Source organism: Embleya sp. NPDC050493 (assembly GCF_044458105.1).
Lineage (GTDB): Bacteria > Actinomycetota > Actinomycetes > Streptomycetales > Streptomycetaceae > Embleya.
The window spans coordinates 226,497-250,619 of sequence record NZ_JBITHP010000002.1 but is presented as its reverse complement, the minus strand read 5'-3'; the positions used below and the strand labels follow the sequence as shown (position 1 = coordinate 250,619).

Annotated in this window: 21 protein-coding genes and 1 riboswitch; of the genes, 9 read left to right on the top strand and 12 right to left on the bottom strand. The window is 71.2% G+C overall.

The window, feature by feature from the left end; genetic code table 11:
* Window positions 1-269: 269 nt before the first annotated feature.
* Window positions 270-2,054, bottom strand: coding sequence for a bifunctional metallophosphatase/5'-nucleotidase (locus ACIBM5_RS04445; RefSeq protein WP_396005335.1), 1,785 nt, complete (start codon window positions 2,052-2,054; stop codon window positions 270-272).
* A gap of 241 nt (window positions 2,055-2,295) precedes the next feature.
* Between ACIBM5_RS04445 and ACIBM5_RS04440 the strand changes: the two genes are divergently transcribed.
* Window positions 2,296-3,108, top strand: a complete 813-nt coding sequence (locus tag ACIBM5_RS04440) for an integrase (RefSeq protein WP_391582915.1) — start codon at window positions 2,296-2,298, stop codon at window positions 3,106-3,108.
* A gap of 194 nt (window positions 3,109-3,302) precedes the next feature.
* Here ACIBM5_RS04440 and ACIBM5_RS04435 read toward each other — a convergent pair whose 3' ends face one another.
* The 3 genes from ACIBM5_RS04435 to ACIBM5_RS04425 form a co-directional block, all read right to left on the bottom strand.
* Window positions 3,303-3,794 (bottom strand): glutathione peroxidase, encoded by a 492-nt coding sequence (locus ACIBM5_RS04435; RefSeq protein ID WP_391582916.1) that lies wholly within the window; start codon window positions 3,792-3,794, stop codon window positions 3,303-3,305.
* Between the two features lie 129 nt (window positions 3,795-3,923).
* Window positions 3,924-4,838: an NAD-dependent epimerase/dehydratase family protein gene (locus ACIBM5_RS04430; protein ID WP_391582917.1), complete on the bottom strand. Its 915-nt coding sequence runs from the start codon at window positions 4,836-4,838 to the stop codon at window positions 3,924-3,926.
* A gap of 257 nt (window positions 4,839-5,095) precedes the next feature.
* Window positions 5,096-5,467: a hypothetical protein gene (locus tag ACIBM5_RS04425; protein WP_391583082.1), complete on the bottom strand. Its 372-nt coding sequence runs from the start codon at window positions 5,465-5,467 to the stop codon at window positions 5,096-5,098.
* 864 nt (window positions 5,468-6,331) lie between these two features.
* On the opposite strand from ACIBM5_RS04425, the gene ACIBM5_RS04420 reads away from it, so the two are divergent.
* From ACIBM5_RS04420 to ACIBM5_RS04395, 6 genes are all read left to right on the top strand, one after another.
* A complete protein-coding gene (locus ACIBM5_RS04420) occupies window positions 6,332-7,186 on the top strand; it encodes a class II aldolase/adducin family protein (RefSeq protein ID WP_396005332.1) in 855 nt (284 codons plus the stop codon).
* A gap of 242 nt (window positions 7,187-7,428) precedes the next feature.
* Window positions 7,429-7,974 (top strand): RDD family protein, encoded by a 546-nt coding sequence (locus ACIBM5_RS04415; RefSeq protein WP_396005330.1) that lies wholly within the window; start codon window positions 7,429-7,431, stop codon window positions 7,972-7,974.
* A gap of 208 nt (window positions 7,975-8,182) precedes the next feature.
* Window positions 8,183-8,393: riboswitch (cobalamin riboswitch) on the top strand.
* 27 nt (window positions 8,394-8,420) lie between these two features.
* On the top strand, window positions 8,421-9,134 hold the full coding sequence (locus ACIBM5_RS04410; protein WP_391582920.1) for an energy-coupling factor ABC transporter permease: 714 nt from the start codon (window positions 8,421-8,423) through the stop codon (window positions 9,132-9,134).
* Entirely contained in the window at window positions 9,131-9,499 is a 369-nt protein-coding gene (locus ACIBM5_RS04405) for an energy-coupling factor ABC transporter substrate-binding protein (protein WP_396005328.1), read from the top strand. The genes ACIBM5_RS04410 and ACIBM5_RS04405 overlap by 4 nt, the downstream gene beginning before the upstream one ends.
* A 4-nt stretch (window positions 9,500-9,503) precedes the next feature.
* Entirely contained in the window at window positions 9,504-10,247 is a 744-nt protein-coding gene (gene cbiQ, locus ACIBM5_RS04400) for a cobalt ECF transporter T component CbiQ (RefSeq protein ID WP_396005326.1), read from the top strand.
* Entirely contained in the window at window positions 10,244-11,092 is an 849-nt protein-coding gene (locus ACIBM5_RS04395) for an energy-coupling factor ABC transporter ATP-binding protein (protein ID WP_396005324.1), read from the top strand. Before cbiQ ends, ACIBM5_RS04395 begins: the two co-directional genes overlap by 4 nt.
* 200 nt (window positions 11,093-11,292) lie before the next feature.
* Here ACIBM5_RS04395 and ACIBM5_RS04390 read toward each other — a convergent pair whose 3' ends face one another.
* The 8 genes from ACIBM5_RS04390 to ACIBM5_RS04355 form a co-directional block, all read right to left on the bottom strand.
* A complete protein-coding gene (locus ACIBM5_RS04390; RefSeq protein WP_396005322.1) occupies window positions 11,293-12,393 on the bottom strand; it encodes a PP2C family protein-serine/threonine phosphatase in 1,101 nt (366 codons plus the stop codon).
* Between the two features lie 64 nt (window positions 12,394-12,457).
* The gene (locus tag ACIBM5_RS04385) at window positions 12,458-13,285 is read right to left on the bottom strand and encodes an Fpg/Nei family DNA glycosylase (protein ID WP_396005320.1); all 828 of its coding nucleotides are present in this window, start codon (window positions 13,283-13,285) and stop codon (window positions 12,458-12,460) included.
* A gap of 133 nt (window positions 13,286-13,418) precedes the next feature.
* On the bottom strand, window positions 13,419-13,886 hold the full coding sequence (locus tag ACIBM5_RS04380) for a ribose-5-phosphate isomerase (RefSeq protein WP_391582926.1): 468 nt from the start codon (window positions 13,884-13,886) through the stop codon (window positions 13,419-13,421).
* A gap of 37 nt (window positions 13,887-13,923) precedes the next feature.
* Complete coding sequence (locus tag ACIBM5_RS04375; protein ID WP_396005319.1) at window positions 13,924-14,676, bottom strand: hypothetical protein; 753 nt, start codon at window positions 14,674-14,676, stop codon at window positions 13,924-13,926.
* A 97-nt stretch (window positions 14,677-14,773) separates the two neighbouring features.
* Entirely contained in the window at window positions 14,774-15,370 is a 597-nt protein-coding gene (locus ACIBM5_RS04370; RefSeq protein WP_391582928.1) for a biotin transporter BioY, read from the bottom strand.
* 158 nt (window positions 15,371-15,528) lie between these two features.
* A complete protein-coding gene (locus tag ACIBM5_RS04365; RefSeq protein ID WP_396005317.1) occupies window positions 15,529-16,926 on the bottom strand; it encodes an aldehyde dehydrogenase family protein in 1,398 nt (465 codons plus the stop codon).
* Window positions 16,927-17,112: 186 nt separating this feature from the next.
* Complete coding sequence (locus tag ACIBM5_RS04360; RefSeq protein ID WP_396005316.1) at window positions 17,113-17,808, bottom strand: hypothetical protein; 696 nt, start codon at window positions 17,806-17,808, stop codon at window positions 17,113-17,115.
* 84 nt (window positions 17,809-17,892) lie between these two features.
* Window positions 17,893-18,522, bottom strand: coding sequence for a disulfide bond formation protein DsbA (locus tag ACIBM5_RS04355; RefSeq protein ID WP_396005314.1), 630 nt, complete (start codon window positions 18,520-18,522; stop codon window positions 17,893-17,895).
* A 312-nt stretch (window positions 18,523-18,834) separates the two neighbouring features.
* Here ACIBM5_RS04355 and pepN (ACIBM5_RS04350) point away from each other — a divergent pair, with 312 nt between their 5' ends.
* Entirely contained in the window at window positions 18,835-21,378 is a 2,544-nt protein-coding gene (pepN, locus tag ACIBM5_RS04350) for an aminopeptidase N (protein ID WP_396005312.1), read from the top strand.
* A gap of 91 nt (window positions 21,379-21,469) precedes the next feature.
* Complete coding sequence (gene pepN, locus ACIBM5_RS04345) at window positions 21,470-24,016, top strand: aminopeptidase N (protein WP_396005310.1); 2,547 nt, start codon at window positions 21,470-21,472, stop codon at window positions 24,014-24,016.
* Window positions 24,017-24,123: the final 107 nt, after the last annotated feature.

The window sequence follows — 24,123 nt, the reverse complement described above, 5'->3', positions numbered from 1 at the left end:
CACACGGGCGGCCCCGTCGCTTTCGTGTCGAGGCACTCGTCCCGGAATCACTGACTATGTATCAGAAAGGCCCGGCCGCACCGCGACCGGGCCTTTCCCGAACATCGGACGAAACTCGCCCGCCATCGACGAACCTCACCGGAAGCGGACGAGCTTCCCCCGAACGAGGCCGACCCAGGCCGAATCGCACCGACGTGGGCCGGTCGAGGCCGACCTCACGCGAACCCGATCGACTCGGCCGGTCGAGGTCGACCTCACCCGATCCGACCTCACCCGATGAAGGTGATCCGGTCCGCCGCCGGCGGCGCAAGCGGCGCGCTCGACGAGGAGTGGGCCGCGAAGTACGCCAGCAACGCCTCCAGGTCGGACCCGCCGACGCGCTTGTTCACACCGGTCTTGAAGGCCGCGAAGCCGTCGCCGCCACCGGCCAGGAACTCGTTCGCGCTGACCTTGTAGGTCGCCGCCGGGTCGATCGGCACGCCGTTCAGCTTGACGCTGCCCGGCACGATCTTGGCCGCGCCGGTCTGCGACCGGTCCACCGTGTACGTCAGGCCCTTGGAGATCTGGAGCACCTTCGGGTTGGCCGCGTTGCCGCCGGTGTACTGCTGGGCGAGCAGGTCGAGCACGGCCTGACCCTTGAGGTCCAGGGTCTGCATCATGTTGGTGAACGGCTGCACGGTGAATGCCTCGCCGTAGGTGACGACGCCGTCCCCTTCGCTGCCGGCCGCCGCGTATTGCAGGTCGGACCGGATCCCGCCCGGGTTCATGAACGCGATCTGCGCGCCGCCCTTGTCGGCCGGTGCGGTCGCCTCCAGTTGCGCGTCGGCGATCACGTCGCCGAGCGGCGACTCGGGCGTGGTCGCGCCGCGACCGCGGATGTCGGCGCTGATGTACCCGATCGAGCGGTTGGCGACCGGAGCCGCGAGCTTCTGCCAGTCGGCGAGCAACTGCGTCAGGTCCGGGGCCTTCGGGGTGTCCCGGCGAACAACCGTGTTCTGCGCCTTGACCGAGGTCCGCACGATGTCGCGGGTGCGCTTGTCGTAGGTGGCGTCGATCTTCGTGTACATCTTGCCGAACGACGAGGCGCTGGTGACCATCCGCGGCTGCCCTGCGGGGTCCGGGATGTTGCACGAGTACGCCTGGTGCGTGTGGCCGGTGACGACCATGTCGATCGCCGGGTCCAGGCCCTTGGCGATGTCCACGACCGGTCCGGACAGGCCCAGGTTGCCGCCCGCGTTGCAGTCGTAGTTGTACGCGTTGCTCGTGGGCAGACCGCCCTCGTGCAGCAGCACCACGATCGACTCGACGCCGATCAGGCGCAGCCACGGCACGATGGTGTTCGCGGTCTTGATCTCGTCCTTGAACTTCAGGCCCTTGACGCCCTCGGCCGTGACGATGTCCGGCGTGCCCTCCAGGGTCATGCCGATGAAGCCGACCCGGGCACCGCCCACGTTCTTGACGCTCACCGGGGCCAGGATCGGCAGGCCGGTGCGCTCGTCGAGCACGTTGGCGGCCAGGTACTGGAAATCGGCGCCCTTGAACGTGCGTCCGGGCGTGTAGCACCCCTCGGTCGGGTGACAACCGCCCCACTGCATGCGCTGCAGTTCCTTCTTGCCCTCGTCGAACTCGTGGTTGCCCACCGAAGTGACGTCCAGGCCGACCTTGTTCAGCGCCTCGATCGTCGGTTCGTCGTGGAACAGCCCCGACAGGAGCGGACTCGCGCCGATCATGTCGCCGGCCGCGATGGTCAGCGAGTCGGGGTTCTTCGCCCGCTCCGCGCGCAGTTGGGTCGCGAGGTGCTCGATGCCGCCGGCCGGGATCACGACGGGCTTGCCGTCGGGACCGAGCTCGGTGACGGTGCCGGCGGAACCCTGCGGTTCCTCCAGGTTGCCGTGCAGGTCGTTGAGTGCGAGGAATTCGAGGTCCGTCGTGCCGGAGGGCCGGCCGTCACCGGTGCGGGCGTCGGCCGTGGCCGGGCCGCTCATCGCCAGCAGGCTCGCGGCGACCAGACCGGTGAGGGCGAGCCGACCGCGGCGTCGTTTGTTCCCGAGCATGGGATCCCTTCCGAGGGCGCGCGGTGGTGACGCGCGTAGAAATGGGGCCTGAAGGTGTCTCGCAGCCAGAGATTAGGGGCAGTTCGCCGATCGACACGAGACCTCGCGCGAAACCGATGCGTGAAACCGCTGTGAACTTATGTGGCCGCTACCGCGCACAGGGCATGATCAACCACCGTTTCCCACCCCCGAGGGCTGGGCAGCCGTACGGCGTGGCACCTAAAAGGGAGGGATGTCCGCGATGCGCGTGGAATTCGCGACAGAACCGGGTCATCCGGGCAAACCGAACGAGGACTTCGTCGTCGCGGGGCCGACGACGGTGGTGCTGCTCGACGGCGTGACCTCCAGTTCGGACAACGGCTGCAAACACGGTGTGCCGTGGTTCGTCCAGCGGTTGGGCACCGCCCTGTTCACGCACAGCGGCGGGCGGCCGGATCGCTCCCTGGCCGAGTGCCTGCACGACGCGATCGAGGACACCTCGGCGCTGCACGTGGACGGTTGCGACCTGGGCCGGCCGGACGCGCCCGCCGCAACGGCGGTGGTGGTGCGGGTGGTCGAGGATCGTTTGGAATACCTCGTACTGTCCGACTCGACGCTGTTGATCGAGCGCGACGAGGACCTGACGGTGGTCACCGACGATCGCCTGGACGTGATCGGCGCGGCGGCACGACGGCGTCGGGACGAGCACGCCGTCGGCTCGGAGGCCTACCTGACGGCGCATCAGGAGTACCAGGACACCCTGCGGGCGGCGCGGAACGTGGCGGGCGGCTACTGGGTCGCGGCGGCCGATCCCGCGGCGGCCGACGAGGCGCTGACGGGTGGCCTGGCACTGGGCGAGGTACACGCGATGGCGGCGCTGAGCGACGGTGCCAGTCGGCTGGTCGACCGGTACGGGCTGAGCGACTGGGATCGGCTGATGACCACGCTGCGACACTTCGGGCCGGCCGAGTTGTTGGCCCGAGTGCGGGCCGCGGAGAACTCCGACGCGGACGGGTCCAGATGGCCGCGCGGAAAGATCTGCGACGACGCGACGGCCGTGTGGGCGTTGGTCTAGGCCGGGTCCGCCCCGCGAAAGGGTCCGCGGCGCGAAGACGTCCGCGGCGCGGAGCCCGCGGCAGGCAACCGCCCGGCGACGGTCCGCGGCGCACGACGCGAAGCCGCCCCGCGAACGCCACCCGCACGCCGGCGGGCCCGCGAACACCGGCCGGGCCCCCGACGACCCGACCGGCGTTCGACCCACCCGCCGCCTTATTTCGGCAGCACGCTCTCGATCGCGGCGATCAGGTTCGGGTCGTGCGGGTCGGTCTGCGGGCGGAACCGGCCGACGATCGCGCCGTCGGCGGAGAGCAGGAACTTCTCGAAGTTCCACTGCACGTCACCCGAGCCGCCCTCGGCGTCGGAGGCCGCGGTGAGCACGTCGTAGAGCGGGTGCCGGTCCGGACCGTTGACGTCGATCTTCTCGGTCAGCGGAAACGTCACACCGTAGGTCGTCGAGCAGAATTCGAGAATCTCCTCGGCGCTGCCCGGTTCCTGGCCCATGAACTGGTTGCACGGCACGCCCACCACGGTGAAGCCGCGTGCGCCCAGTTCCTTCTGCAGTTCTTCGAGGCCGGTGTACTGCGGGGTCAGGCCGCACTTGGACGCGACGTTGACGACCAGTGCGACCTTGCCCTCGGTGATGCCGCCCAGGGTCGTGCCCTCCCCCGCCAGCGTGGCGATGGGGGTATCGAGGATGGCCATGATCGTTGTCCTTCCTGCGTGGTGCCGCTCGCAGCGACGCGATCCGATGAGGTGGAGCGCTTCGAGACGGCGCGAGTAAGACCTGAAGACTCGACGCTATCGAGCACAGCCGTAGGCTGCCCGACCCGGTCAGGCCGAATCACCGCGGCGGGCGGCGTGGACATCCGCCAACCCCGCGCGCCACCCCACCGCACACGGCCCGGTGATCGCCGCGCGCCTGGCGGTGTCCTGTACCTGTCCGCGCAGCGTGCCCGGCTGCTCGCGGACCACCACCTCGGCGGGCAGCCCGCTCAGGTCGGCCATGTGCGCCGCCCACTCCTGCACGCTCACCGGCTCGTCGCCGCCCCAGTTGACCACCGTCGCCGGAGTGGACGCCGCGTCCAGCAGCGCCGCCGTCTGGCTGTTGATGTCGTCCTGGTGGATCGGGCTGTACATGCACGGATCCCAGCGGGTGACGATCGGCTGCCCGGCCAGCACGGCGTCCAGGTGCATGGTCGGCAGGCCGCCGCGCGGGCCGTAGGAGGCGTTCATCCGGGCGATCACCACCGGCAGGTCGAACGCGCGGGCGCAGTAGCGCGAAACGGCTTCCTCGGCGGTCTTGGACACCGAGTAGGTCGGTGCGTGCGAGACGTTGGCGTCGCCCAGCGGGTCGCTCTCGTGGAAGACGTGCATCGGGTCCGGGTGCGGCTTGAGCACCGACGCGGTGGACATCACCAGCGCCGCCTTGGCCCGGCGACAGTGCTGGAGCAAGAGCCCGGTGCCCTCCGCGTTGACCCGCAGCGCCTCGTCGTAGTCGAGTCCGGGGCCCTGGAAGGTGGCCAGGTGCAGGACGTAGGTGAAGTCCTGGGGCAGTTCGTCGAACGTGCCCGCGCCGAGGTCGACGGCGCGCGTGGTCACGCCCAGCGCGTCCACCCGCTTGCGGTCCTCGGCGTTCGAGAAGCGGGCGATGCCCCACACCTCGTTGTCCCGGGCCAGGTACTCGGTCAGCGGGTAGGCGATCTGGCCCGCGGGGCCGGTGATCAGGATCTTCTCGCCGGACAGCATGCGGCTCCTCGGTGACTCGGGTACGCGATCCGTACGGGATCCGGCTGCGATCCGTACGCGACATACGGCGTCGGGCTCGACGGTACATCTGACGTACCGTCATATCCGAGACGGTGCGGGGAGGCCAGGGGGTCCGCACGTGTCGCCGGACACCCCGAAGGCGCCCTCCGCACGGGGGTGGCGGAGGACGCCCGGGGTACCGAGGATGGGCCTGCGCGCCCCGACGGCGGGCCTCGGCGCGTCGGCGGGGCGCGAACTCAGACCTCGATCTCCTCCTCGATACGCTTGAGGCTGTGTCGGGCCAGCGCGAGATTGGCGCGGTCCTTCAGCAGCACCAGGTACAGGAACAGGCCCTTCCCGGCCCGCCCGCTCAGCGGCCGAATCACGTGGTATTGCTTGCCGAGCGTGATCAGGACGTCCTCGATCTGATCGCCGAGGTGCAACATCTCCATCGTGCGCATCTTGGCGCGCATCACGTCGGTGTTTCCGGCGGCGGCCACATTCAGGTCGAGTTCCTTGCTGCCGCCGAGAATTCCCAGCGCCATTCCGCTGGTGTAATCGACCAGGGCCACACCCACGGCGCCCTCGATCGTCATTGCTTCCTTGAGGGCCGTTTCCATATTGGCCATGATTGCCTCCGAGGCGATCGGCGGTGCGGCTTTCCGGTGGACTCCGACGGGCTCGTCCTCGGGCGGTGCGATCCCCGGGGCAGGCATGGCGACCGGAGCGGGTTCGATCGGTTCGGCATCGCCCGCCACGTGCGGATCGGCCTCGATTGTTGCGATGACATCCGCCTCGGTCACAGCACCCCGCTCGGTGTCGGACCCGGCCGGCGGGTCGCCTGATCTGCGTCGGGACGGCCGCGACCGCCTCGGGGGTTGTGCCATCTCCGGCCGGCTCCTCGCCATCGGGCTGCGCGGCGTCGAACCCGGCGCGAACGGCCCCCGCCGGCCCGAGTCCGCCCGGGCCCGGTCCGCCCTGGCCCGGGACGGCCCCGGATCGGCGCGGCCGAACCCGGGCCCCGCGGGTATCCGGGCGCCGATACCGACGACCTCCGTCGAATTCCCGCCCCCGTCGCTCAAGTCACGCGCCCCTTCCACCTTTTTGTGCGCCGACTTCCGCGCGTCGCCGGCGACTTCGTACGTCGCCGCGACGGCGCGTGGCCGGTGACATGTGCGCGTCGCCCGCAACCGTGCGCCGCCCGAAACTCGTCCGTCGCCTGTACATGTGTGCATCGTCGTGCGGGCCCGGTGAATTCGAGTTCGACTGCTTCGAACTCGACGTCCCGGACTCGCTGAACGGCAGCGTAGAAGCAGCCCGAAGCGGACTGCGGGCAATATTCGCTTAATTCCCGGAAACCCGACCCGGACGACCGCGGGTCGTTAGAATCCGCGGCTTCGTGCGAAGACGCGTCCACCGAGGGCTGTCCCCGGATGTGACTCGCCGGTAACGTCGGCCGAAGTCCCGCGCGACCCGAGTCCGAGGAGATGGACATGTCCGGCACCGATACACAACAAGCCCAGGACGTGCAGGCAGGGCGGCCGACCCCGCCGCAGCCGGTGTCGCCGGCGGACCTGAGCTTCGCGCTGCCGCCCACGTTCGAAACCGTCGAGCAGGAGCGCCGGCACCGCAAGGAACGCTTGACCGCCGCGCTGCGACTGTTCGGCCGATTCGGCTTCGAGGAGGGCGTGGCCGGGCACATCACCGCACGCGACCCGGAGCTCACCGATCACTTCTGGGTCAACCCGTTCGGGATGTCGTTCAAGCACATCACCGTGGACGACCTGATCCTGGTCAACCACGAGGGGCAGGTCGTCGAGGGCCGATTCCACGTCAACCAGGCCGCGTTCGCGATCCACTCGCAGATCCACGCGGCCCGCCCGGACGTGGTCGCGGCGGCGCACAGCCACTCCGTGCACGGGCGGGCGATCTCCGCGCTCGGCATCAGGCTCGAACCGATCACCCAGGACGTGTGCCCCTTCTACGAGGACCACGAGGTGTTCGACGACTACGCGGGTGTCGTGCTCGACGCCGAGGAGGGCCGCCGGATCGCCGAGACGCTCGGCCCGCGCAAGGCGCTGATCCTGCGCAATCACGGCCTGCTCACGGTCGGGCAGTCGGTCGACGCCGCGGCGTGGTGGTTCATCACCATGGAGCGCTCCTGCCAGGTGCAGCTGCTCGCCCAGGCGGCCGGCGAGCTCAAGCCGATCTCGCCGGAGAACGCCCGGCTGACCCGCGAGCAGCTGGGCAACGACACGGTGGCCTGGATCAACTACAAGCCGCTGTACGACGTGATCAGCCGCTCCGAGCCGGACCTGTTCGGGGCCGACGGTCCGATGACGCCCTGAGCGGCCGGCGCCGCGCCGGACCACGTCCGCCGCGTCGCGGTGCGGGCTCGGCTCGATACGGCGCGGCGCGGCACCGCACGACTCGGCTTCGGGTCACCGAACGACGTCCTCCGGTCGATTCCGGTGACCGCCCGCCTCCCCTCCGTGCCCGGTCGGCCCCCATGTCCGCCGACCGGGCGCAATCTCTGCGATATCCGGCCGCGCCGGGAGTCAACTCGCCCGGTAGCGGAAAGTACAAGGACATGTACGAACGGAGCCTTCCGCAGCACTTCGCGCGCTCGGCACGTCCCGCCCGGTCGGGTGCCCGACTGTGGCTGCCCGCGGTCGAGAGTCCGCTCGTCCCCTCGGTGCTGTGGCGCCGAATCGGCCAGTTCCTGGTGGACGTGGTGGCCTCCGCGCTGTTGCCCGGGGCCGCGATGTTGCTGTTCGTCCTGCTGCCCACGCACCCCGACGGCTCGATCCGCAGCGGTCCGCTGACCGCGACGATCACCGCCGGCGTGATCGTCGTCGCGGTCGCGATCCTGTTCTGGTACTGGGTCCTGCGTCCCGCCGAGCACGACGGGCGCACGTGGGGCATGCAGGTGTTCGGCATCCGCGTCGTGGACGTTTCCGGCGGACGTGCCGGCCGGCGCCAACTCGGGATCCGCTGGCTGCTGTTGGCCGTCGACGCGTTCGCACTCGGCGCGATCGGGCTGACCGCGGTGCTCGGCAGCGAGCGACGGCAGCGGGTCGGCGATCGGGTGGCGGGCACCCTGGTCGTCCGCGGCCGCGGCCCCGGCCTCGACTGAGCCGGCCGCACCGCACTCGTCCGCGCCGCCTGCGACCCGGGTCGCCCTCCCGCGGGCCCGCCCCGGCGCGTGGACCGCGCGAGTGCGCGCATGGCCCGGACAGCCGCGGCCCGTTTCCGGAATGCGGCTATTGATCGGCCGCTCCGCCCATCTTGTGGTCTTGCGCACGGTTTGCAAAAGCCACCTTGTCGCCATGTCCATCCGACCACTAGTGTCGGCTCGCCGTGGTGTTCGGGAAGCCGGTTCGATGCCGGCGCGGCCCTCGCCACTGTGATCGGGAAGTTCTCCTCCACCCCCGCGAAAACGTTGATTCGTCGTCTCGGGGAAGCCACTGGGACCGCTTGCGCGGCCCCGGGAAGGCGGAGACGTGAACGTACGACCCGTCAGCCAGGAGACCGGCCACGGCGATCGTCCGTCCACGAGGTGTTGGAGAGGGACCCTTCCTCATGCATATCGCCGAGGGCTATCTGCCCTGGGAACACGCCGTCGCCTGGGGCGTCGCGTCGACCCCGTTCGTCGTCCACGGTGCCCGCGCGCTCACCCGCGAGGTACGCGACCGCCCCGAGAACACCCTGCTGCTGGGCGCGTCCGGCGCGTTCTCGTTCGTGCTGTCCGCGCTGAAGATCCCCTCCGTCACCGGGAGTTGCTCGCATCCCACCGGTACCGGACTGGGCGCCATCCTGTTCCGACCACCGATCATGGCCGTGTTGGGCACGATCACCCTGCTCTTCCAGGCGTTGTTGCTGGCGCACGGCGGGCTGACCACACTCGGCGCGAACGCGTTCTCGATGGCGATCGTCGGCCCGTGGGCGGGTTACGGCGCCTATCGACTGGCCCGCTCACTACTCGATCGACGCGGCGGCACCATGCCGCTGGATGTCGCGGTGTTCCTGGGCGCGTTCGTCGCGGACCTGAGCACGTACTGCGTGACAAGCGTGCAACTGGCCCTCGCCTTCCCCGACCCCGACAGTGGATTCCCCGGCGCCCTGGCCAAGTTCGGCGGCATCTTCTCGCTCACCCAGATCCCGCTGGCGATCAGTGAGGGTCTGCTGACCGTCCTGGTCGTGCGCTTGCTGCGGCAGTCCAGCCGAGGCGACCTGATCCGCCTCGGTGTGGTCACCGACGCGCGGGTCGCGCGCGAGGAGGAGAAGACCAAGTGAAGCGCTCGACGAAGATCAACCTGCTGATCGTGCTGGCCGTGGTGCTGCTCGCGGCGCTGCCCGTGGTGTTCGGGATGGGCGACCACAAGGACGAGCCGTTCGCGGGCTCCGACACCCAGGCCGAGACCGCGATCACCGAGAACGACCCGGACTACGAACCGTGGTTCAGCCCGCTGTACGAACCGCCGTCCGGCGAGATCGAGTCCGGCCTGTTCGCGTTGCAGGCCGCGGTCGGCGCAGGCGTGGTCGGCTACGTGTTCGGCGTCAAGCGCACCCGTCGCCGACTCGCGCCGGAGGCCGCGGACACACCCGACGATCCGGCGGACGCCGCCGCCGAGGCACCGGTATCGGTCCCGGGTCGCTGATCCCGTGTTGCCGATCGATGCGGCGGCGCACGCGAGTTCGTGGCGCCGCCGCCACCCGGCCGACAAGGCCGTGCTCTCCTTCGGGCTGCTCGGCTGCGCGGTCGCGCTGCCGCCGTGGCCGGGCGCGGTCCTGGTCGCCGGGACCGTCCTGGTCGTCGCGTTCGGGTTCGCCAAGGTGCCCGCCCGGCGGTTGTGGCGGGCCGCCCGTGCCCCGCTCGGCTTCGCCGCCACCGGCGCCCTGACGCTGCTCGTGAGCATCGGCGCGGACGGCGTCGGGTGGGCCGAGGACGGACCGCGCCACGCGGCCGAGTTGCTCGCCCGCTCCGGTGCCGCCGGCCTCGCGATGTTGCTGTTCGCGTTCACCACGCCGCTGTCGGACGTGTTGCCCCGGCTGACCCGGGTGGGTGTCCCGGCCGCCGTGGTGGACGTCGCGGCGGTGATGTACCGGATGTTGTTCGTGCTCTACGACACGACCGCGAGGATCAACCAGGCGCAGGCCGGCCGACTGGGCCATCGCACCCGTCGGGCCCGGTGGCGCTCGGTGGCCGGGCTCGGCTCGGCGGTGTTCGTGCACGCGTTCGCTCGCGCCCAACGCCTGGAGGCGGGCCTGGCCGGGCGCGGCTACGACGGGCGCCTGCGGGTGCTCGTGGACGAGGTACGGATCTCGCGCGCCTTCGTGGCGGGCTCCTTGTTCGTGGTGGCGGCGGTCGTCGCCGCCACCCTTCTCCTGGTATCGGTGGTGCCGTGATTCCGTTGCGGGTACGAGAGATCGGCTACGCCTACGAGGACGGGCCGCCGGTGTTGAGCGGGTTGTCCCTGGCCGTTCCGGCCGGCCGCGCGCTGGCCCTGCTCGGGCCGAACGGCTGCGGGAAGACCACGCTGCTGCGGCTGTTGACCGGCGGCCTGGTGCCGGATTCGGGACGGGTCGAATTGCACGGGGTGCCGATTCGGCACGACCGCAAGGGACTCACCGCGCTGCGCCGGGTCGTGCAGCTGGTCGTCCAGGATCCCGACGACCAGCTGTTCTCCGCGTCGGTGGGCCAGGACGTCTCGTTCGGGCCGCTCAATCTGGGTCTGGACCCGGCCGAGGTGCGTTCGCGGGTGGCCGAGGCGCTGGCCGCGCTCGGGATCACCGCGCTGGCCGAACGACCGGTGCACCTGCTGTCCTTCGGCCAGCGCAAGCGGGTCGCCATCGCCGGTGCGATCGCGATGCGGCCCGAGGTGCTGGTGCTGGACGAGCCGACCGCCGGCCTGGACCCGGCCGGACAGGAGGCCCTCCTGGACACCCTGGCCGAGTTGCGTGCGGCCGGGACCACGGTGGTGATGGCCACGCACGACGTGGACCTCGCGCTGCGCTGGGCCGACGACGCGGCCGTGTTGGCCGACGGGCGCCTGCACACCGGGCCGGCGGAGGTGCTGCTCGCGGACACCGCGTTGCTGGCCGCGGCGAGTCTGCGGCCGACCTGGGCCCACGCGGCCGCCGCCGTGCTGGCCGCGCACGGCCTGACGCCGGCGGGCGGCCTGCCACGGACACCGGCCGAGCTGGCGGCCCTGGCGGTCCGGCCGTCCACCGCCGAGACCCGCGCGCACTGATCGGACGCGGGCCCCGGACGCATGTCCGGTCCCGCAGCCCCGGCCGGCCGTGCGCTCCGGCCGCCCGGGCGGTGTCCCACGCGGCCCGGTGGGTGCCGCGCCCCGGGCACCCGCATCCCGCCACCGGACGACACGACCTGGTCCGGCGGTCCTGTCCAGCGGCCTGATCCATCGGAATCCCCCGACCAGGCCCGGCCCGCTCACCGCCGGCGCAACAGCACCACCGCGCGGTCGTCCCCCACATTGCGACCGGCCGCCGCCACGATCCGGCGCGCCGCGTCGTGGAAGTCGTCCCGGACCATGCGCTCGGCCTCGCCGAGGAAGCGGTCGATGCCGGTGGCAATGTCCTCGCCGGGCATCTCCACCATGCCGTCGGTGAACAGCAGGAGCGCGTCGCCGGGGCCCAACCGACCCTTGACGCCCTCGAAACCGGCGTCCTCGATCACCCCCAGGAGCGGGCCGACCGCCTCCAGCACCTGCCACCGTCCGGAGCCGGCGATCCAGTGCACGCCCGGCGGGTGGCCCGCCGAGATCAACTCGTACTCGCCCGACTCCAGGTCGAGCACCACGTGCACCGCCGTCGCGAAGCCCTCCGCCCACTCCTGGCGCAGCAGGTAGTCGTTCGCCGCCGGCAGGAAGTCGCGTGGCGGCAACGACCCGAGCAGCCCGCCGAACGCGCCGGAGAGCATCAGCGCGCGCGAGCCCGCGGCCAGCCCCTTGCCGGAGACGTCGACGAGCACCACCTCCAGCACCCGCCCGCCGCCGGCGCCCCGGGAGGCGACCAGGAAGTCTCCGGAGAACGACTGCCCACCGGCCGGCCGCAGCACCACCTCGGTGTGCCACTGCGGCGGCAGCACCGGCATCTCGCCCTGCGCCCGCAACCGGTCGCGCAGGTCGAACAACATCGACTCGCCGCGGGTCCACTGCACTCCCAGGCGGGTCCGCATCCTGGCCATCAGCAACACGATGCCGGCGATCGCCCCGACCACCAGGATGGTGCCGCCGGTGACCTCGTCGGTGTCGTGCACCTGATGCTGGGCGACCAGGACACCGGCAGTGGCCGCGTACAGGAGCAGCAGGCTGGGCATCCGCAGCACCAGCCCGCCGATCAGGATGGGCACCGCCGTCATCGTCGCCGGAAACCACGACGCGTCCACGTCCGACAGCAGGCCGCAGGCGGTGACCGAGGCCAGCAGTCCGGCCAGGGCGAACCCGTCCGAGGGCAACACTCGGTGCCGCAGCCAGGACACGACGCGCCGAGCGGAGCGCGCCAGTGCCGCGCGCCTCCCGGTCCTGCCCACCCGGTTTCCCCTGCTCGTCGGCGCGGCCACCCGGTGACCCTACCGAACGGTCATCAACCGGAGGTTACGCCGACGGCTGACAGGTGGGACACCAGAACAGATTCCGGCCGACCAACTCGACGGTCTTGATGTGGGTTTCGCATATCAAGCAGGGCATGTCGGTGCGCCGGTAGACGTAGACCTCGCCGCCGTGGTCGTCCTTGCGCGGCTCGCGGCCCATCGCCTCCGGGGTGTGCTCGGGCCGCACGGTGTCGATCCGACCCAGCCGCACGCCCTCGCGCATGAGCAGCACCAGGTCGGCCCACATCGCATCCCAGGTGGCCCGCGCGAGCCGGTTGCCGGGCAGCGTCGGGTCGACCCCGAACCGGAACAGCACCTCGGCGCGGTACACGTTGCCCACGCCGGCGAGCACGTCCTGTTCCATCAGCAGGGCGCCGATCGGCTTCGCGCTGCGCTGGATCCGGCGCCATGCCGCCGCCGGGTCGGCGTCCGCCCGCAGCGGGTCGGGGCCCAGCCGGGCGTGCACCGCGTCCTTCTCGGTCAGGTCCAGGAGGCGGCACGCGGTCGGCCCGCGCAGATCCGCCCAGGCCGCGCCGCCGGGCACCTTCGCGGCCAGTCGCAGTCGGACCTGGCCGACCGGGTCGGGCAGTGCCTCGCCCTCGCCGAAGGAGAACTGTCCGTACAGGCCCAGGTGCACGTGGATGAAGCGCTCGCCGGAGAACTCCAGGAACAGGTGTTTCCCGTGTGCGTCGGTGGCGACCAGCCGCTCGCCGTCGAGCAGTGCCGCGCTCTCCGCGAAGCGTCCCTGCGGGCTGGTCAGCCGCAGCGGCAGGCCGGCGAACCGCTCCCGGTGGGCGGTGGCGAGACGGTGAATGGTGTGGCCCTCGGGCACGCGGCCTCCAACGCAGCGACGACGGTCGGACGGAATGTGGGGTGGTGTGACACCTCAACGCTACCGACCCGCACCGACATGCCGACGCCCCCGACCGGAGGGACCGATCGGGGGCGGGTGGGTACGGCGTGGACTACGGCAGGGTCGGCAGTTCGCCGGTGTTCTCGTACTTGGTGAGCATGTTGATCCGGCGGGTGTGCCGCTCGGCCTCGCTGTACGGGGTGTTCACGAAGACCTCCAGGAACTTCGTGGCGTCCTCGAGCGAGTGCATGCGCGCACCCATGGAGATCACGTTCGCATTGTTGTGCTCGCGGGCCAGCGACGCGGTCTCCTGGCTCCACACCAGGGCGCAGCGCACACCCTTGACCTTGTTCGCCGCGATCGCCTCGCCGTTGCCGGAGCCGCCGAGCACGACGCCGAGGCTGCCCGGGTCGGCGGCCACCCGCTCGCCGGCCCGCAGGCAGTACACGGGGTAGTCGTAGGAGTCGGCCTGTACCGCCGGGCCGCAGTCGACGGCCTCGTGGCCGTTGGCGTCGAGCCACGTGACGAGGTGCTGCTTGAGATCGTAACCGGCATGGTCGGAGCCGAGGTAAACGCGCATGGGCCGCAGTCTCTCAGGCGCGGTCCCGAACGTCCCATCAGGGCCGGTATCCACCGGGTGGCGTGTCCGGCGCACCGGTCGGCCGCGGCGGCGCGGAAGGCGGCGGGCCGGCCGGTCGGATGGTGGTGGGGGCGTCGTGCGGCGACTGCGGCGGGAGGCCGTAGCCGAGGTTGCCCGGGGCGCCGGGCAGGCCGTAGCCGGCGGGTTGGCCGTAGATGTTCGACGGCGGGTAGCCGATCGGGCCGGCCGCTCCGCGCGACCCCGCGTAACCGGCCGCCGCGGCCAGGCCCACCAGCCATCCGGTGAGCAGACCGAAGTGGGCCCCCGCCTGCATCGCGGTCATCGCGCTGTGGAAACCCGAGCCCTCGTGCCGGCGCCCGTCCTGGTCGTAGGCGATCGCGAACACGGTCAGCGCGTGCAGGGCTCCGCCGAGCACCAGCGCGAACCAGCCGACGACGAACGCCACGAACCCGCCGGCGCGCTCGTTCAGGCCGCGCGCGGCCGCCGCGAGTACGGCGGCGACCACCACGAACAGCACCGCGATGCCGACATAGCCCGAGGTGACGTCCCTGGTGGTGAAGCTGAAGCGGAACTCGTCGCCGAGGTCGCCCTTGTCCGCGATCCACAGCGGATGGCTGAGGAACCGCAGCAGGTCCGTGTACCACTCGTCGCGGTCGCTGCTCGCGCCCCACGCCTCCTTGAACACCCACTGGTTGCCCAGTCCGGCCACGATCAGGAACGCGACGACGGTTCCGCTGACGACGATGCGCTTGGTTGCCCCCGGTCTCATGGGACGAGACTAGGCGCCTTCGGCGGCTGCTCGCCAAAGAAATCGGACCCCGCTTCCCGCTGTGCGGGAAACGGGGTCCGAGCGGTGACGGGAGGGGTCAGCCGCGCCGACCGACCAGCTTCCAGGCGGCGGGCAGCAGTGCCATCGCCAGGGCGATCTTGACCGCGTCGCCGAAGAGGTAGTTCTGCATGCCGATCTCGTACGCCTTGGACATCGAGATGCCCAGGTCGTGCGCGAGGTAGGTGAGGCCGGCCGCGTAGATCACCGCGTTGCCCAGCACCATCGTGCCGGCGGTGCGCAGCGGGCTGCGGTCGGTACCGCGCTGGGCCAGGAAGCCGGCCACCGTCGCCGCGAGCACCATGCCGAGCACGTAACCCAGGGTCGGGAACCCGGTGCCGGAGGTGCCCTCCGCGAACCACGGCATGCCCGCCGCGCCCAGGCCCAGGTAGAGCACCATCGCGGCGAGGCCGCGCCACGCGCCGAGCGCGCTGCCGGCGAGCAGCACGGCGAAGGTCTGGCCGGTCACCGGGACCGGCGAGCCGGGCACCGGGACGGAGATCTGGGCGGCGAGGCCGACGAAAGCGGATGCGCCGACGACCAGCGCGGCGTCGCGCACGGCGGCGCCCTTGAAGACCTGGGCCGGGACCAGGTCGGCCAGGACGGGGCGGCGCGCGTCGAGAAGGGCAGTACTCACAGCGGACTCCACACTCTTGGGTTGCGGGACCCGATGAACTTAACCAATCGGACATCGAACGATCACGGGGGTGTCCGACAAGGTACCGATCCGTACTTTGTCGAACACCACCGAAAGCGTCGATCCCGGGTCACCGTCGGCGCGAGCGGTCGCCCGCGTCACAGTTGCAGTGCCTTGACCTCCAGGTACTCCTCCAGGCCGAATCGGCCCAGCTCACGCCCGTTGCCGGACTGCTTGTAACCGCCGAACGGGGCAAGCGGGTTGAACGCGCCGCCGTTGATCTCCACCTGGCCGGTACGCAGCTTGCGCGCGAACGCCACCGCCGCCTCCCGGCTGGGTCCCCACACCGCGCCGGACAGGCCGTACGGGGTGTCGTTGGCGATCCGCTCGGCCTCCTCCTCGGTGTCGTAGGGCAGGATCGACAACACCGGGCCGAAGATCTCCTCACGGGCGATCGTCATGTCGCCGGTCACGTCGGAGAAGACCGTGGGCCGCACGTGATAGCCGCTCCGCACCCCCTCGGGCAGCTCCGCGCCGCCGGTCACCAGGGTGGCGCCCTCCTCGATGCCCTTGGCGATGTAGCCGCGCACCCGCTCGAACTGGGTCGCGTTCACCAGCGGACCGAGCTTGCCGGTCATCGCCGTCGCGGCCTCCTCGGCCAGCTCGACCGCACGCGGCAGGTCGTCGCGGTGCACCAGCATCCGGGTCAGCGCACTGCACGTCTGCCCGCTGTTGCGATACGCGCCGCCGATGCCCGCGCGCACCGCCTTCTCCAGGTCGGCGCCGGGCAGGATCACATTGGCGGACTTGCCGCCGAGTTCGAGCGCGACCCGCTTGACCGTCGCGGACGCGAGCTCGGCAACGCGGGTGCCGGCCCGGGTCGAGCCGGTGAACGAGACCATGTCGACGTCCGGATGCGACGCGATCGCCTCGCCGACCACCGGGCCGGTGCCGGAGACCAGGTTGACCACGCCCGCCGGGAAGCCCGCGTCGTGCAGGATCTCGAAGAACAGGTGCGCGGCCTGCGGCGCGACCTCGCTGGCCTTGAGCACCACGGTGCAGCCGGCGACCAGGGCGGGGCCGAGCTTGTTGGTGATCTGGTGCAGCGGGAAGTTCCACGGGGTGATCGCCCCGACCACGCCGACCGGTTCGCGCACCACGAGCGAGGAGCCGATGGTCTCCTCCCACTCGAACTCGGCGGCGAGCTCGACGAAGCTGCCCAGCACCACGAGCGGCAGACCCAGGTGCACCCGCTCGACCAGGGCCGCCGGGGCGCCCATGTCCGCGATGATCACCGCGGTCATCTCGGCCGAACGCTCGGCGAGCAGGTCCCGCGCCTTCGCGAGCAGCGCGGCCCGCTCGGCCGGCGCGGTCGCGGCCCACCCGGGGAAGGCGCGCTTGGCGGCGGCCACGGCCCGGTCCACGTCGGCGGGTGTGCACTGCGGCACGGTCGCCACGACCTGCTCGGTGTTGGGGTCGACGACGTCGATGGTCTCGGTCGACGAGGGCGCCGTCCACGCGCCGTCGATGTAGATCGTCTCGTAAGCCTTGGTCATGCCGCCGAACTCCTCGCCGCTTGCCACTGGGACATGGCGCCGCGGCCGGGGAACGTTCACCGGTGCTCGGCCACGGCACCCGCCGAGGGTACGTCGACACGTGTGCGATCCCCAGGGCCGGCCCGCCCCGATTTCCGCACACCGACACGGCGACCGCGCAGGTCGCGGCTGCCTCCGCCGGGTGCCTCAGCTCCCGAAGCCGTGCGGCCCGTTGGAGGTCCACACCAGTTCGCCGCTCCGGCCGGTGACCGGGAATTCGCGGGCCAGGCCGACCTCGTGCAGGCGCGCGAGCGGCGTGAAGGACACCCCGTACTCGCCCTGGCCCTTGTCGAAGCCCCAGTCCTTGTACACCTCGACCCGATACACCAGTCGCACGTCGGGCAACACCGGCGAGCCCGGGATCGGCGTGCCGCCGGGCAGCACCTCGATCCGGCCGGTGATCCGGTACTGCAGGCCGCGCATGGCCAGCCACCAGTCGGTGTCGTCCGCGCGCCGGATCAGCACCCCGTGCCAGTGCGTGGTGGTCTCGAAGACGCTCTCGATGCCGCCGCTGTCGTGCCAGCGGATCGCCGCGAGCGCCCACCACTCCTCGAAATGGGTGAGCGCCGCGCGGCGGAACGGCTTGGCCCGCAGCGGCTGGGCCGGGTCGATCACGAGCGGCGCGCCACGCCCGGTCAGGTAGTGCCGCAGCGACGCGGCTCCCGTGCGCAACCCCACACATCGCCACAGCGGCACGACCGCGCGCAGCCCGAAGGCGAGCGCGCGGTCGCGCAGCCGCGGCATGCGTGAGCCGTAGGGGGCGTTGCCGTTGGGCGTGCGCGGATCCGGCCGCCCGGTACGGGAGGTGTGGATCACGCTGCTCTGGCGTTCCGGAGCCGTCATTTATCCAGATTAATTAGCTTTGTTTTACTTTGTTGTCGATTCGGAGTCGGGCCCGACAGGTTTCATCCGGTCAGTCGAAACCGATCAGTCGAAGATCGGCCCCTGGTCCCGGGTGCGCTTTATCTCGAAGAAGCCCGGCGTGCCCGCGACCAGGACCACGCCGTCCCAGAGCTTGCCCGCGTCCTCGCCCTTGGGCGCCGGCGTCACCACCGGACCGAAGAACGACACGCCGTTGACGCTGATCACCGGGGTGCCGACGTCCATGCCCACCCGGTCCATGCCGTCGTGGTGCGACTTGATCAGCGCCTCGTCGTACTCGGTCGAGTCGGCGGCGTCGGCGAGTTCGGTGGGCAGTCCGGCCTCGGTCAGCGCCGCCTCGATCATCTCGCGGGTGAACTCCTCGCCGCCCGGGTGCCGACGGTTGCCCAGCGCGGTGTAGAGCGGCAGCAACACCTCGTTGCCGAACCGCTGCTCGGCGGCGATGCACACCCGCACCGGGCCCCAGCCGCGCTCCAGCATCTCCCTGTACGCCTCCGGGATGTCGTCCCGTCCGCTGTTGAGCACGGACAGGCTCATCACATGCCACTGCACGTCCACCGGGCGGATCTTCTCCACCTCCAGCATCCAGCGCGACGTCATCCACGCCCACGGACACAGCGGGTCGAACCAGAAGTGCGCTGTGTCGCGGGCAGGTCCGTTGTCCTTGGTGGTCACTGTGGAGTTCCTCTCGATCCTGATGCCTTGTTCACGATGCCGTGCACCCGGCCGCGCGATGCCCTGCGCCCGGCCGCACCGCATCCGGGGCGCGCCGGCGGACGGCGGTCCGGCCGTCGATGCTGTGCAACCGCCGACCGCACCCCGCCATTCCTGCGGATCGGGTCAATCCTGCCGTCCCGGGCCGGTGCCCGCACCGGCGACCCGCGCCCGACCGGGAATCCGGCCGGGGATGGGCCGAGAACCGGGCCGACACTTCCGCCCCCGCCGTGAAAGGATCGCCCGGACCGCAGCCAACCAGGGAGTGATCCAGTGCCCGGCAGGAATCTGACCCGCGAGGAGGCCCGCACGCGGGCCCGGATCCTGAGCGTCGAGGACTACGACGTCAGGCTCGATGTCACCACCGACAGCACGGAGACGTTCCGCTCCGAAACGGTGCTCCGTTTCGGCTGCCGCGAGGCGGGCGCGGCCACGTTCGTGGACCTGCTCGCCCCGGACGTACACGAGGTCGTGCTCAACGGCCGCACGCTCGACCCCGCGCAGGTCTTCGACGGCACCCGCGTACTGCTCGACGACCTGGTCGAGGGAGCCAACGAACTGCGCGTGCTCGCGTCGTGCGCCTACAGCCGCACCGGCGAGGGCCTGCACCGCTTCGTCGACCCGGTCGACGATCGGGTCTACCTCTACACCCAGTACGAGCCCGCCGACTCGCGCCGGGTCTTCGCGAACTTCGAACAGCCCGACCTCAAGGCCTCGTTCCGGTTCTCGGTGACCGCGCCGGCCGACTGGCACGTGGTGTCGAACTCGACCACGCCGGACCCGGTGACAGTCCGCGAAGGGGTCGCGCGCTGGGACTTCGCGCCCACGCCGCGCATCTCCACCTACCTGACGGCGGTCGTGGCCGGTCCCTACCACGCGGTCTTCGACACCTACACCGGCCCGGACGGCCTGGTCGTCCCGCTCGGCGGGTTCTGCCGCGCGTCGCTGGCCGACGCGTTCGACCACGAGGAGATCTTCGCGGTCACCCGGCAGGGCCTGGACCTGTTCCACGACCGGTTCGACTTCCCCTATCCGTTCGGGAAGTACGACCAGCTCTTCGTGCCCGAGTACAACCTCGGCGCGATGGAGAACCCGGGTGCGGTCACCTTCACCGAGGACTTCGTCTTCCGCTCCAAGGTCACCGACTCGGCGTACGAGAACCGCGCCAACGTGATCCTGCACGAGATGGCACACATGTGGTTCGGCGACCTGGTCACCCCGCGCTGGTGGGACGACCTGTGGCTGAAGGAGTCCTTCGCGGACTTCATGGGCTCCTACTCGCAGGGCGCGGCGACCCGCTGGACCGACGCCTGGACCAGCTTCGCCGCCCGCCGCAAGGACTGGGCGTACCGCCAGGACCAGTTGCCCACCACCCACCCGATCGTGGCGGTGATCAACGACCTGGAGGACGCCAAGCTCAACTTCGACGGGATCACCTACGCCAAGGGCGCCTCGGTGCTCAAGCAACTCGTCGCCTACGTGGGCGAGGACGAGTTCTTCGCGGGTGCCAGGTCGTACTTCAAAAAGCACGCGTGGGGCAACACCACCCTCGCCGACTTCCTCTCCGCCCTGGAGGAGACCTCCGGCCGCGACCTCAAGTCCTGGTCGGCGGACTGGCTGGAGACCTCCGGCGTGAACACGCTGCGACCGGCGATCGAGACCGACGCGGACGGTGTGATCACCTCGTTCGCGGTGCTCCAGGAGGCCGCGCCCGCGTTCCCGACGCTGCGTCCGCACCGGATCGCGATCGGCCTGTACGACGGCGCCGAGCGGGTCGCCCGGGTCGAGGTGGACGTGGTCGGCGCCCGCACCGAGGTGCCCGAGCTGGTCGGCCGGGTGCGCACGCCGCTGATCCTGCTCAACGACGACGACCTCACCTACGCGAAGGTGCGCTTCGACCCGCGATCCTGGCAGGCGGTGCTCGACTCGCTCGGCGAGCTGGACTCCTCGCTCGCCCGCGCGCTGTGCTGGGGCGCGGCGTGGGACATGACCCGGGACGGTGAACTGCCCGCGCGCGACTACCTGGCCCTGGTGCTGCGGCACGCCGGTCGGGAGAGCGACGTGGGCGTGGTGCAAAAGCTCCAGGTCCAGGTCAGGACCGGCCTGGACCGCTACACCGACCCGGCCTTCCGGGCCGAGGGCCTGCGACTGCTCGCGGCCGGCTCGCTGGCCGAACTGCGGGCCGCGACCCCGGGCGGCGACCACCAGCTGGCCTGGGCCCGCTGCCTGGCCTCGGCCTCCGCCACGGCCGAGGAACTCGCCTTCCTGCGCGACCTGTTGACCGGTGACCAGGAGGTCGCCGGGCTGACCGTGGACACCGAGCTGCGCTGGGCGATGTTGCGTGCGCTGTGCACGGGCGGAGCCGCCGACGAGCCCGACATCGCCGCCGAGTTGGAGCGCGACGGCACCGCGGCGGGTCGCCGGCACGCGATCGAGTGCCGCGCCGCGCGCCCCACGCCCGAGGCCAAGGCCGAGGCATGGCGCCTGGTGGTGGAGACCGACGAACTGCCCAACGCGATGCTCAACGCGGTCATCGCGGGCTTCTCCACACCCGGTCAGGAGGACCTGACCGACCCGTACACCGACCGCTACTTCGCCGCCCTCGCACCGGTGTGGCGGGACCGCTCGATCGAGATCGCCCGCCGGATCGTGGTCGGCCTGTACCCGTCCGGTCGCATCGACGTCGACACGCTGCGTCGCACCGACGACTGGCTGGCCGCGACCGAGCCGGTGCCGGCGCTGCGCCGGCTGGTCCTGGAATGCCGCGACGACGTGGCCCGCGCGCTCCAGGCCCGCGCCCGCGACCAGCGGAACTGACCCACCCTCCCGGACCCCGCCGCCATCCCGGGCGGGGTCCGACCCGTCGGCCGCCCTTCCCCGGCGGCGCCCATCCCACAAGGAGCGCAGCGTGCCCGGAACCAACCTGACGCGTGACGAAGCCCGCGAGCGGGCCCGGATCCTGTCCGTCGACTCGTACGACATCACTCTCGACCTGACCGGCACCGGTGCGACGTTCCCGTCCACGACCGTGCTGAAGTTCGGTTGTACCGAACCGGGCGCGACCACGTTCGTCGATCTGATCGCCCCCGAGGTGCACGAGATCACCCTCAACGGCAAGGCGCTCGACGTCGCCTCGGTGTACGCGGACAGCCGGATCGCGCTGACCGACCTCGCCGAGCACAACGAGCTGCGGGTGGTCGCGTCCTGCGCGTACATGAACACCGGCGAGGGCCTGCACCGCTTCGTCGACCCCGTCGACGGCAAGACCTACCTCTACACCCAGTTCGAGGTGGCCGACGCACGCCGGGTCTTCGCCAACTTCGAACAGCCGGACCTCAAGGCCACGTTCGCCTTCACGATCAGTGCGCCCAGCGAGTGGCACGTGGTCTCCTGCTCGCCCACCCCCGAGCCCTCGGCCGGTGCCGACGGCACCTCGGTGTGGACGTTCGAACCGACGCCCAGGATCTCCACCTACATCACCGCGCTGGTGGCCGGCCACTACCACGCGGTGCGGGACAGCTACACCGCCGCGGACGGCACGGTCGTCCCGCTCGGCGTGTACTGCCGGTCCTCGCTCGCGCCGTTCCTGGACGCGGACAACATCTTCGACGTCACCAAGCAGGGCTTCGACTACTTCCTGAAGCAGTTCGACTTCGCGTACCCGTTCGCCAAGTACGACCAGCTCTTCGTGCCGGAGTACAACGCGGGCGCGATGGAGAACGCGGGCTGCGTGACGATCCTGGAGGACTACGTCTTCCGCTCGAAGGTCACCGACACGTCGTACGAGACGCGTGCGGAGACCATCCTGCACGAGCTCGCGCACATGTGGTTCGGCGACCTGGTCACCATGCAGTGGTGGGACGACCTGTGGCTGAACGAGTCGTTCGCCACCTACGCGTCGGTGCGCTGCCAGGCCGAGGTGACCCGCTGGTCGCACGCGTGGGCCACGTTCGGCAACCGGATGAAGACCTGGGCCTACCGGCAGGACCAACTGCCCTCCACACACCCGATCTTCGCCGACATCCGGGACCTGGAGGACGTCGAGGTCAACTTCGACGGCATCACCTACGCCAAGGGCGCCTCGGTGCTCAAGCAGTTGGTCGCCTACGTGGGCAGCGAGAACTTCTTCGCGGGCGTGCGGGCGTACTTCAAGAAGCACGCGTGGGGCAACAGCCGGCTGGCCGACCTGCTCGGCGCGCTGGAGGAGACCTCGGGCCGGGACCTGAAGGCGTGGTCGCGCGAGTGGCTGGAGACCGCGGGCGTGAACACGCTGCGGCCCGCGATCGAGACCTCCTCGGACGGGGTGATCGCCTCCTTCGCGGTGCTCCAGGAGGCTCCCGAGGCGTGGCCGACGCTGCGCTCGCACCGGATCGCGATCGGCTTCTACAACCGCACCGACGCGGGCCTGGTCCGCACCCACCGCCTGGAGCTGGACATCACCGGCGCGCGGACCGAGGTCGCGGACCTGGTCGGGCTGGCCCGGCCGGACGTGGTGCTGCTCAACGACGACGACCTGACCTACACCAAGATCCGGCTCGACGAGGACTCGCTCGCCTTCGTCACCGACGCGATCGGCGAGTTCGTCGACCCGCTGCCGCGGGCGCTGTGCTGGGCCGCGGCGTGGGACATGACGCGCGATGCGGAGATGGCGGCGAGCGACTACCTCAAGCTCGTGCTGGCCGGCGCGGGCGGCGAGAAGGACATCAACATCGTCCAGTCGCTCCAGCGGCAGGTCACCAGCGCGCTGGAGCTGTACGCCGACCCGGCGCACCGCGAGCGTTCGCTGGCCGAACTGGCCGTGGCGGCCGAGCGCTTCCTGCGCGCGGCCGAGCCGGGCAGCGACCACCAGCTGGCCTGGGTGCGCTGCCTGGCCTCGGTGGCGGCCCGGCCGGACCACCTGGCGATCCTGCGCGGTCTGCTCGACGGCTCGGAGCGGATCGAGGGCCTGGCCGTGGACGCGGACCTGCGCTGGGCGCTGCTGCTCCGGTTGTCCGCGACCGGGGTGGCCGGCGACGCCGACGTGGACGCCGAACTGGAGCGCGACTCCACCGCGGCCGGCCGTCGGCACGCGGCGGCGGCTCGTGCGGCGCGGCCGACGGCCGCGGCCAAGGACGAGGCGTGGGCGTCGGTCGTCGAGTCCGACGCACTGCCCAACGCGATCCAGGCGGCGGTGATCGGCGGCTTCGTCCAGCCGGCCCAGCGCGACCTGCTCGCGGCCTACACCGAGCGCTACTTCGCCGCGATCGCGGACGTCTGGGCGACCCGCACCAACGAGATCGCCCAGCAGATCGTGATCGGCCTGTACCCGACCCTCCAGGTCACCCCGGACACCCTGGACCGCACCGACGCGTGGCTCGCGAGCGCCGAGCACCCGGCGGGCCTGCGGCGCCTGGTGGTCGAGAGCCGGGACGGGGTGGCCCGGGCGCTTCGGGCACAGGCGCGAGACGCGCGGTAGCGCGCGGGGGCGGCCAAGGGGCCCGGTCGGTCTCGAACGCCGACCGGGCCGGCGATCGGCCCGGCCGGTGTTTCGAGCCGGCGGCCCGTGTTCGAGGCCGCCGGTTG